Origin of the sequence: Nonomuraea sp. NPDC026600 (assembly GCF_040638335.1) — a bacterium.
Lineage (GTDB): Bacteria > Actinomycetota > Actinomycetes > Streptosporangiales > Streptosporangiaceae > Nonomuraea.
Genome location: NZ_JBEZYD010000050.1, coordinates 78,428 through 86,390, shown reverse-complemented (window position 1 = coordinate 86,390; position 7,963 = coordinate 78,428). Strand labels below are relative to the sequence as shown.

Sequence of the window (7,963 nt, the reverse complement as noted above, 5' to 3'; positions counted from 1 at the left end):
TGTACCCGCCCCTCTGCCCGTACCTCATATCCCCGGCATACACCAGAGACAGCAGGCAGTCACGACTCTACGACTCTACGAATTCATTCTGTGTAGCCGTCGCCGGGCAGCGATCCGGCGACCATGCCGCTCATGCTGCCGCCGGTGCCGCCGGCCTTTTTCGCGGCGGCGACCGCCTGGGAGATGATCGTCTGCGCTGTGCTGATGATGGAGCCCAGCATCGACTCCATGCCGACGTTGAGACCTTCCATGGTCATGACGCCGACGTCGGCCATGACCTGCGACGGCGATTTGATCTTGAGTTCTTTCTTGATCGCCGCCACCAAAGCTTTGACGATCTTCTCCATCGCCTTATCGATCTTCTTCAGGGAATCCTCAAGCCCCTTCAAATAGCCCTCGCCAGACTTTTTCCCGACGTCGTACATGGCGTCCGCCGAGGCTTTGCCCAACTTCTTCGACGCCTTATCGACAGCGGCTTGCGCCTTGTTCAACGCCTTGATTTCGGAGCCGTCGCTGCCCACCAGCATTTCAGCGAACGTCGCGCCCTTCTCGACCCCGGCATCAATGATGTCCTGAATGATTTTCTTGTTCAGGCCGCGCGCTGCGAGAGTCTTGATGTTGTTGGCGAAATTGTTGATCGCGGAAGCCTTATTCCTCAACTCGGCCGCCATGTCCCCGGCGCCGGTCAAATCCTCAGCCTTCAGGCCGGTGATATTCGCCCATTCTTCGGCCGTACCTGCGACCTGCTTGGCGTACTCCTTCGCCGCGGCCAGCTTCGCCACCAGCTCCTCGCGCTGCTTGGCCAGAGCGGCGAGCGAGTCGTTGCCGCCCTTGATGAAGTCCAGCAGCCCGTCAGCGACGTCCGGCTTGGACTTGAACGCCTTCTTGACCGTGTCGACCATCTTCTCGACGGTCGACTTGACGTTGCCGTTCTCGGCCTCCAGGCCCTGAATCAGCCCTCGGACCGTCCACTTGCCGATCTCCGCGAACACGGTCGACGGCGAGTGAATGCCGAGGAGGTTCTTGGCTCCGTCGACCGCGGACTGGACAACACCCCGGGCTGCGTTGGCCAGCTCAGCGGCCTTCTCCCGGACGCCGTTGATCATGCCATTGATCAGGTCACGCCCAGCCTGCAGCAGCCACGTCCCCGCCTGGGACGCGATGCTCTTCAGGTTCGACGGCAGCGCCTTCACCTTGGCGACCAGATCGTCGATGCCCTTCTGGCCGCGGGCCTTGATGTCGTCCCAGTTGAAGCCCATCGCCTGGCCGAGCAGCCGCATTCCGGAGTCGGCGAGGGAACGGATGCCGCGCGTCCCGCCCTCGACGATGCTGCCAAGGCCGTCCCACATGCCCTGCCAATCGCCCGTCAGAGCAGACTTGATCGTCTGGAAGATCCCCTTCAGAGTCTCGATGAAGCCTCCGACGGTGGACAGCACAAAATTGAGCGCAGCCGACACGATCGTGAGGATCTCGTCGCCCCACTCATCCCAGAAAACCTTTATGCCGTCGAGAACCTCGACTACAAGATCCTTAACCGACCCGAAATACTGGTCGAAAGTGTCACGCACCGAGGACAAGGTTTCCTCGTTGCTGGAGGCCCACTCCGTGGTGCTATCTGTGATCGACGTGAATGTCTCATCGAATTTAGTGCCGACTTCCGTCAAGCCTTCATCGAGGTTCGACAGGTTAAAGCCTTCGCCAAGCTTCTCCAGCGCTGGGAGCGCGGTGTCGCCGATGTAGTTGACGACGTTCTGCTCAAGGCCGCGCTTGAAGCCTTCGAGCTTTGATGACGCGGTGTCGTTGAGGGTTGTCCCGGCTTCCTCAGCCGCGCCCTTCACCGTGCCGAGCGCCTGCACAGCGGTGTCCGGATTCAGCGCCAGGAGCGCGTTCTGCAGGTCCTCCGCCTTGGTCCCGAAGAGGGCGACGGCGACGGCGTTGCGTTTGACCGGGTCTTCGATGCCGCGGATCCGGTCGAGCACGTCGCCGAGCGCTGCCTTGGCCTCGGGGCCGCCCTTGGCGAAGGTCTTGAACATGTCGCCCGCGTTGAGGCCGATCTGCTGGAACGCGGTCTTGCTGGTCGTCGACCCGTCCTGGGCGCGGATGGCGAATTCCTTGAGCGCGTCCGCGACGGTGTCGGCGTCGCGGGCGCCGGCCTTCAGCCCCTGGGAGATCAGCCCCATGGCTTCCTTGCCGGTCAGGCCGAGCTCGCGGAACTGTGTCGGGTACTCGACGAAAGTGTCGAGTAGGTCTTGGGACTTGTTGGCGCCTTCCTGGGTGCCCTTCACCAGCAGGTCGAATGCGGCCTTGGCGTTGGGGGCGAGCTTGTTGCGCAGGATTTGGGCGACGGCCTCGGTGACCTTGCCGACGTCCTCGTCCATGATCGTGGCGACGTTCATGGCCTGCTCGGAGACCTTCTTCAGGCTCGACTCGCTGGCCTTGCCCATCCCGTCCAGGTTCTGCACCACCGACTTGATCGCGTCGGTGACGTCGCCCATGGACTCGCCGTAGGCGTCGGCGTAGATCTTGCCCGCGACGGATCCGAACTTCTTCATCTCCGAGCCGGTCGCGCCGACCTGGGCGAACAGCTTCTTCTTCGCCACCTCGGCGTCCATCGCGGACTCCAGGCCCGACATGATGGCCTGCCCGATTGCCAGACCGGCGCCGACCGCGAGGCCCATCGCGCCCATCTTCAGCGAGTCGACCAGGCTGGAGCCGATGGCGGCCAGGCGGCCGCCGCCGCCCGCGCCCTCGAGGCCGTCGCCGAAGCCTTCCCCCGACTTGCGGCCGTGCTCGCGCGCCCGGTCGGGGGCGTCCTTCAACCCGTCGTCGAGGCCGTCGGCCAACTCCTTGCCGGCGCGCGTGCCGTCGGCCTTGGCTTCGCCGGCCAGGTCGGAGAACTCCTTCTCGATGTCGCCGAGCATGTCGGCGCTGGCGGTGTCCGCCTCGGCCTGCATGTCCTTCAGCGACTGGTCGAGCGCAGCCTCCAGCCGGTCGAGGTCGGCGATCGCGGCGGCCGGGTCGAGGCCGTCGGCGATGGCCTTCTCGATGTCGGAGAGGGACCGGGTGACGGTCGACTCCATCGACTGCATGGAGGAGGAGGTGGAGGACTGCAGGGACTTCAGGTCGGACGTGATCGACCTGGTGCCGCTGGTGAAATCACTCTTGTCGAGCTGGGCGTAGGCGACGAGCTCGCCGACAGTGAGAGGCATGAAGAGGGACACCCCCTCACGGGTCAGTAGTCGTCGAACGACACGTCAGCGTCGCGGGCGCGCGCCGGATGCTGTTCTTCGCGATCGCGGAGCGCCCGGAACAGGCGGGTGGTCGGTTCGGTCAACAACCCGAGGACGCGGATCCGCAGCCACGGCCCGGACCGGGACCGCCACACGCCGCCGGCCAGGTCCACGCCGTACAGCTGGTGCAGGTCGACTTCTACGAGCTGCCAGCGGCCGAAGATGTCGGCCCACGTGATGCCCGCGCCCTGCTCGGGCTCGGGGTCGTACCAGTCGCGGAGTCCGGTCGCGGGGTCGATGGGGCCTCCGCCGGGGTCTCCGTCAGCTCGTCCGTCTCCGAGGTCGACGGCGTTTTTGGGGCTCCGCCCTCCCACACCTCCAGGGCGCGGTCTTCGCCGTGAAGGTGCCAGTTGATGGCGGTCACCCCGCACCGGCGGATCTGCGCCCACGCCGCCCTGTCGGCCACCAGCTCGTCGTAGACGGCGCCGAGGGCTTTGCGGTAGTAGTCCTCTTCGGTGGCCTTGTCGACCTCGTCGTCGTCGTCTTTGCTGCCGAGGTTGGTCCACAGGGCGGTGAAGCGCGCCCACGTTTCGGCGTCCAGCGGGAGCACCTTGTACTCCTTGACCTGCCCTCCCGGTAGCGGCACGGGCAGGTCAAGGGTTTCGCCGAGGCTGGCGTCGAGTTCGGGGAACTTGGGCATGAGGGTGCGCGCTCCTTCTGATCAGGCGGCGGGGTTGGTAATGGCGGTCCGCTTGCCCTTGCCGCCGAAGACGACGTTGAACGGCTCCAATGCGGTGACGCCTCCGCCTCCGCCTCCGTACTGGACGTTGACGCGGCCTGTCCACGCGTCCGGGGCGCCGTCGCGGCGGTAGTACCTGATCTGGATGTCGGAGCCGACGCCGACCAGGTTTCCGGCCTCCAGGACGTACTGCTGGCCGGGGTCGGGGATGAAGGTGATGTCGTTGTCCGCGTCGCGCTTCCTCTTCCCTTCCGTCTCGAGCTTCCACTTGCGCTGCGTGGTCTCGTCGGATCCCCAGCCTTCGGAGTCGAAGTCGGAGTCGTCTTCCATCGTGGTGTCGATGGTTTCCTTGAAGCTGCTCATGCCCTTGAGCGGCGTCCACACCGGGACTGCGGCGCTGCCGGTGTTGACGTCGAGAGCCCAGGCCGAGGCCAGGAGTGAACGGGTGGCCATGTGTGATCTCCCTGGTTATCCGGGGCGGAGTGTGGTCGGGCGGTGCACGAGCAGGTTGTAGGAGTCGGCCCGTTCCCACCGCTGATTGCTGTCGACACCCATGGGGGCGTTGATGCGGCGGGTGACGAGCAGGATCCCGGCGGCCGGGACCTGGAGGCCCTGCAGACTGTCGAAGGCGCGGTCGGCGATGTCGTCGACCACCCGCGGATCCGTGGTGCCGCGTAGGCGCAGCTGCACGCCCTGCGTCCCGTCGGTGTTGACCGGGTCGTCGGCGCCCTGATCGACGCCGTACGCGGCCAGGGCGATGGCCCGGTCGGGGGTGGTGGGGAGCCGGCCGAACACGATTGCGGTGTCCGTGCTGATGTAGCCGCCGGCGGGCTTCCAGTCGCCGACGCCCTGGGCGTCAAGGTGGACGGCGATCGTGGTGAGCAGGTCGGTGGTCCAGCTCATCGCAGGCTCCGGCGGATCTGGGCGACGATCAGCTCATGCATCACGGCCGCCTCGCTGTTGGCCGGGTCCTCCAGGTACTTCGCCTTACGCCCCTCGTCGTGCTTGAGCGTCAAGTCCTCGTGTTGGATCACCGCGTACGGGGTGTCGTAGGAGACGGCGCCGATCAGGTTCTCTTCGTCGATGGCGATGCCGCCGCGGCCTTCACCTCCAGGTGTGGCCGACCGTTCGAGGGTGCCTTCCTCGTGCGGCACCTGCTCCCGGCTCACCTGGATCAGGTGCTCCAGGGCCACGTTCAGCCCCTTGACGGCGCCTGCCTGCATCCGCTTGTCGATGGGGCCGACGTCGAGTCGGAGCGTGGAACGCTGCGCCACCGCGACCACCTCCTTACTGGAGCGACACTTGAAGGTGCGACGGGACGGGAAGCGTGCCGCCGTCGACGGGGGCGGAGGTGATCGCGTAGCTGACGGCCCCGTCTGGGAGGGTCACGCGGGATCCGGTCGGGCATATCTCGTCGAGCTGCATGCGCAGCGTCGTTTCTGAGACGACCTCGGCGCCTTGGGCGTCCCGCACCAGGCGGCGTTTGGCCTCGACGAGGGTGCGCACGGTGGCTTGTGGGCCGTACTCCTGGCCGTACGGCCCTTCCCTCTGGAAGGGTTCTACGAGCACGTCCTTGCCTGCTTTACGCAGCAGCCAGGCGGGGATCATCCGCATGGGTATGTCCGCGGTTCGTGGCCGAGCAGCCCGGCGCCGTCGAGAATCTCGACTGCCTCGGGGGCGCGGCGAGGGTCGTCGTCCCCGCCCGTGCCGGCCGCCTTGGATAGGGCGATGTTTCCGGCCGAGACGCTGGTGTACTCCGAGCCGGCGCCGAGTCCGTCGTCGCCGTTCTCGGCCCACCACTCCACGAGGGCGCAGCAGGCGTCTCGCATGGCGGTGATGTGCGCCGCCTCGGTGGGCAGGCCGTCGGCGTCCACGGGGTAGACGGAGGTTTTGAGGAGGACGTTGTCCATGTAGCGGGTCGCCCTGGCCAGCATGCGGGCGGCCCCGGTTGGTACAGGGTCGGGGTTGAGCCATGTGGTCAGCTCGCCAGTGGTGGCGTACGCCATGCCCGCCTCCTTGGGTGGTTGGACGCGGGCGGGCGCGCACCCTCACAGCCCCAGCCCGCCCGCGCGCTCGTGGGGTGGACGTCAGGCGTCGAGCACCGCGGCGGTGATGCTGGCCGGGGTGGTGCCTGCCCAGTTGACGTACACGCTGCCGTCGGCCTGCCTGAACTCCGGACCGAACGGGCCGAAGATCTTGTACCCGGCGGCCGGGATGGCGTTGCCTGCGAAGTCGGGGATGGCCAGCGCCTGCCGGCCGACCGTGCCCGGGGTGAGGAAGGTGGGCGTGACGGAGGCGTCGTCGCCGTTGAGGACGAACAGCAGCCGATGCTCCCGCCACGGGAAGCTGTTGCCGTCGACGGTGTCGATCGCCGCGTCGACGGCGGTCGGGTCGATGCCGGCCTCGGTGAGCGTGGTCGACGCGGTGATGGCTGTACGCGCCATGGGTTACTCCTTCGCGAGCTGGTCGGCCAGCTCGATCAGCTGGGCTTTGGTGAGGTCTTCTGCGGCGTCGCGGTCCATGCCGTGGGAGACGGCCCAGTCGACCCAGGCGTCTTTGTTCGCGGACTGCGGCGGCTGCTTCGCCCCGTCCTGCTCGGGGGTGGTGGGGCCGGGCCCGTGGTTCCCGGACCCCTCCACGTTGTGGGCCCGCCAGCCGTCGACGCCGGAGTCGGCGAGCGCGGCATGGCGTGCGTCATCCTCGGATCCGTCGACGGTGAAAGCCCTCTCGACCTTCACCCCGTCGACGAACCGTTCGTAGAGGCTCATCAGACGTCGAGGCCGCGCAGCAGCGCGTGTGCCCGCTCGGAGCCGTAGGCGAAGCCGATCTCGCCGTATAGCTGTACGTCGTCCGACGAGCCCGTCTTCGCGAGGGGCTCTTCGAAGAAGGTCCCCTTGCCCGGCACGTTGAGGAACACCGGGCGCAGCTGCTCCATGGAAACGACGGCGATGGCGTCCTGCGGCATGTGCCGGTCCATCATGATGTTCAGCACCCCGAAGTCGGTCTCCAGCGTCTGCACGCTGACGCCGCCGACGGTGCGCCTGCTTTCGGTGGAGATGAGGACGGCCTTGCCGTACGCGTCCGCGTACGCGGCGGTGATCGCCCGCTTCTGGATGCTGTTGCACAGCAGCGTGGCGGTCTCCTGGTTGGAGATGCCGCCGTTGTCGTACGTCAGCTGGAGCAGGTCGTCGATGACGGCCGGGGTGAGCGCGGTCGTCCACGGCACCAGGTAGTCGATGTTCGACGTGGACGTGCCGAGCGTGATCGCGGAGCCGCCGGAGGTGGCCGACACCTTGAACGTGTTGGTGGCCTTGTTGACGACGAAGTAGACGCGGCCAGCGATGATGCCGGTGGCGTCGCCGGTCTTCGTGAACACGATCTTCGTGCCGTCAGTGAGCGCGGTCGCCGTCTCGGTGATGGTGTCCGTCGCCGACGACAGGCCAGTCACCGTGCTGGTGGCCTTGGAGACGCGGTTGGTGGTGATGGCCTGGATGAGGCCGCGCGTCTTACGGGTCGTGGTGTTGTCGGTCGGCAGCTGGTACGTCCCGTTGATGAATGACCAGTTCACGTCCAAGGCGATCTGCTTGAGCGCCTGCTCGACCTGCCAGTCCAGTTCGTTGACGACGGGGTTGGGGCCGCCGCCGGGGTGGTTGAACGGCGCCGACTGCGGCGAGGCGAGCTGCTGATTCGCGCTCTGCTTCGTGTACGACACGCTGACCTTGGACTGGTGGACCTGGACGACGTTCTTCACGTTGCCCCGGACCCGGCCCTCCGGCGTGGGTGCCGTGGCTCCTTCGAGCGCGACACGCTGGGCCGGGTCGCGCAGGTCGTAGGTCTGCCACTCGAACTCGGTCGAGCTGGCCATACCGCCACCGGTGAGGCCGCCGATCGCGGACAGGAGCGGGGTGTCGGCCGGCGTCAGGGCGAAGAGCTGGCCGGTGTAGTTGGGCAGGTTGAACGTAGTGCCCATCGCGCTGATACCGGACAAGATGAT

11 protein-coding genes are annotated in these 7,963 nt (G+C 66.8%); all 11 read right to left on the bottom strand.

The annotated features are described in order from the left end of the window. Positions 1 to 83: 83 nt before the first annotated feature. On the bottom strand, positions 84 to 3,209 hold the full coding sequence (locus tag AB0F17_RS58780; protein ID WP_358043761.1) for a phage tail tape measure protein: 3,126 nt from the start codon (positions 3,207 to 3,209) through the stop codon (positions 84 to 86). 23 nt (positions 3,210 to 3,232) lie between these two features. Next, positions 3,233 to 3,403 carry a hypothetical protein gene (locus AB0F17_RS58775; protein WP_358043758.1) on the bottom strand — a complete coding sequence of 57 codons (171 nt, stop codon included), beginning with the start codon at positions 3,401 to 3,403 and terminating at the stop codon, positions 3,233 to 3,235. Between the two features lie 26 nt (positions 3,404 to 3,429). Next, positions 3,430 to 3,930 (bottom strand): hypothetical protein, encoded by a 501-nt coding sequence (locus AB0F17_RS58770; RefSeq protein ID WP_358043755.1) that lies wholly within the window; start codon positions 3,928 to 3,930, stop codon positions 3,430 to 3,432. A 21-nt stretch (positions 3,931 to 3,951) separates the two neighbouring features. Next, positions 3,952 to 4,422: a hypothetical protein gene (locus tag AB0F17_RS58765; RefSeq protein ID WP_358043752.1), complete on the bottom strand. Its 471-nt coding sequence runs from the start codon at positions 4,420 to 4,422 to the stop codon at positions 3,952 to 3,954. Positions 4,423 to 4,437: 15 nt separating this feature from the next. Beyond that, positions 4,438 to 4,872 (bottom strand): minor capsid protein, encoded by a 435-nt coding sequence (locus tag AB0F17_RS58760; protein WP_358043749.1) that lies wholly within the window; start codon positions 4,870 to 4,872, stop codon positions 4,438 to 4,440. Beyond that, positions 4,869 to 5,243 carry a hypothetical protein gene (locus AB0F17_RS58755; RefSeq protein ID WP_358043747.1) on the bottom strand — a complete coding sequence of 125 codons (375 nt, stop codon included), beginning with the start codon at positions 5,241 to 5,243 and terminating at the stop codon, positions 4,869 to 4,871. The genes AB0F17_RS58760 and AB0F17_RS58755 overlap by 4 nt, the downstream gene beginning before the upstream one ends. A gap of 13 nt (positions 5,244 to 5,256) precedes the next feature. Next, a complete protein-coding gene (locus tag AB0F17_RS58750) occupies positions 5,257 to 5,583 on the bottom strand; it encodes a hypothetical protein (protein ID WP_358043744.1) in 327 nt (108 codons plus the stop codon). Further along, positions 5,574 to 5,975: a hypothetical protein gene (locus AB0F17_RS58745; protein WP_358043741.1), complete on the bottom strand. Its 402-nt coding sequence runs from the start codon at positions 5,973 to 5,975 to the stop codon at positions 5,574 to 5,576. Before AB0F17_RS58745 ends, AB0F17_RS58750 begins: the two co-directional genes overlap by 10 nt. An 81-nt stretch (positions 5,976 to 6,056) precedes the next feature. After that, positions 6,057 to 6,413, bottom strand: a complete 357-nt coding sequence (locus tag AB0F17_RS58740; RefSeq protein ID WP_358043738.1) for a hypothetical protein — start codon at positions 6,411 to 6,413, stop codon at positions 6,057 to 6,059. Between the two features lie 3 nt (positions 6,414 to 6,416). Further along, the gene (locus tag AB0F17_RS58735) at positions 6,417 to 6,737 is read right to left on the bottom strand and encodes a hypothetical protein (RefSeq protein ID WP_358043736.1); all 321 of its coding nucleotides are present in this window, start codon (positions 6,735 to 6,737) and stop codon (positions 6,417 to 6,419) included. Continuing rightward, positions 6,737 to 7,957 carry a DUF5309 family protein gene (locus tag AB0F17_RS58730; RefSeq protein ID WP_358043734.1) on the bottom strand — a complete coding sequence of 407 codons (1,221 nt, stop codon included), beginning with the start codon at positions 7,955 to 7,957 and terminating at the stop codon, positions 6,737 to 6,739. Before AB0F17_RS58730 ends, AB0F17_RS58735 begins: the two co-directional genes overlap by 1 nt. Positions 7,958 to 7,963: the final 6 nt, after the last annotated feature.

What these genes read in the sequence shown, in the direction of transcription:
- AB0F17_RS58780 (WP_358043761.1), bottom strand. Translation starts at nt 3,209, where the DNA reads ATGCCTCTCACTGTCGGCGAGCTCGTCGCCTACGCCCAGCTCGACAAG.
- AB0F17_RS58770 (WP_358043755.1), bottom strand. Translation starts at nt 3,930, where the DNA reads ATGCCCAAGTTCCCCGAACTCGACGCCAGCCTCGGCGAAACCCTTGAC.
- AB0F17_RS58765 (WP_358043752.1), bottom strand. Translation starts at nt 4,422, where the DNA reads ATGGCCACCCGTTCACTCCTGGCCTCGGCCTGGGCTCTCGACGTCAAC.
- AB0F17_RS58760 (WP_358043749.1), bottom strand. Translation starts at nt 4,872, where the DNA reads ATGAGCTGGACCACCGACCTGCTCACCACGATCGCCGTCCACCTTGAC.
- AB0F17_RS58750 (WP_358043744.1), bottom strand. Translation starts at nt 5,583, where the DNA reads ATGCGGATGATCCCCGCCTGGCTGCTGCGTAAAGCAGGCAAGGACGTG.
- AB0F17_RS58745 (WP_358043741.1), bottom strand. Translation starts at nt 5,975, where the DNA reads ATGGCGTACGCCACCACTGGCGAGCTGACCACATGGCTCAACCCCGAC.
- AB0F17_RS58740 (WP_358043738.1), bottom strand. Translation starts at nt 6,413, where the DNA reads ATGGCGCGTACAGCCATCACCGCGTCGACCACGCTCACCGAGGCCGGC.
- AB0F17_RS58735 (WP_358043736.1), bottom strand. Translation starts at nt 6,737, where the DNA reads ATGAGCCTCTACGAACGGTTCGTCGACGGGGTGAAGGTCGAGAGGGCT.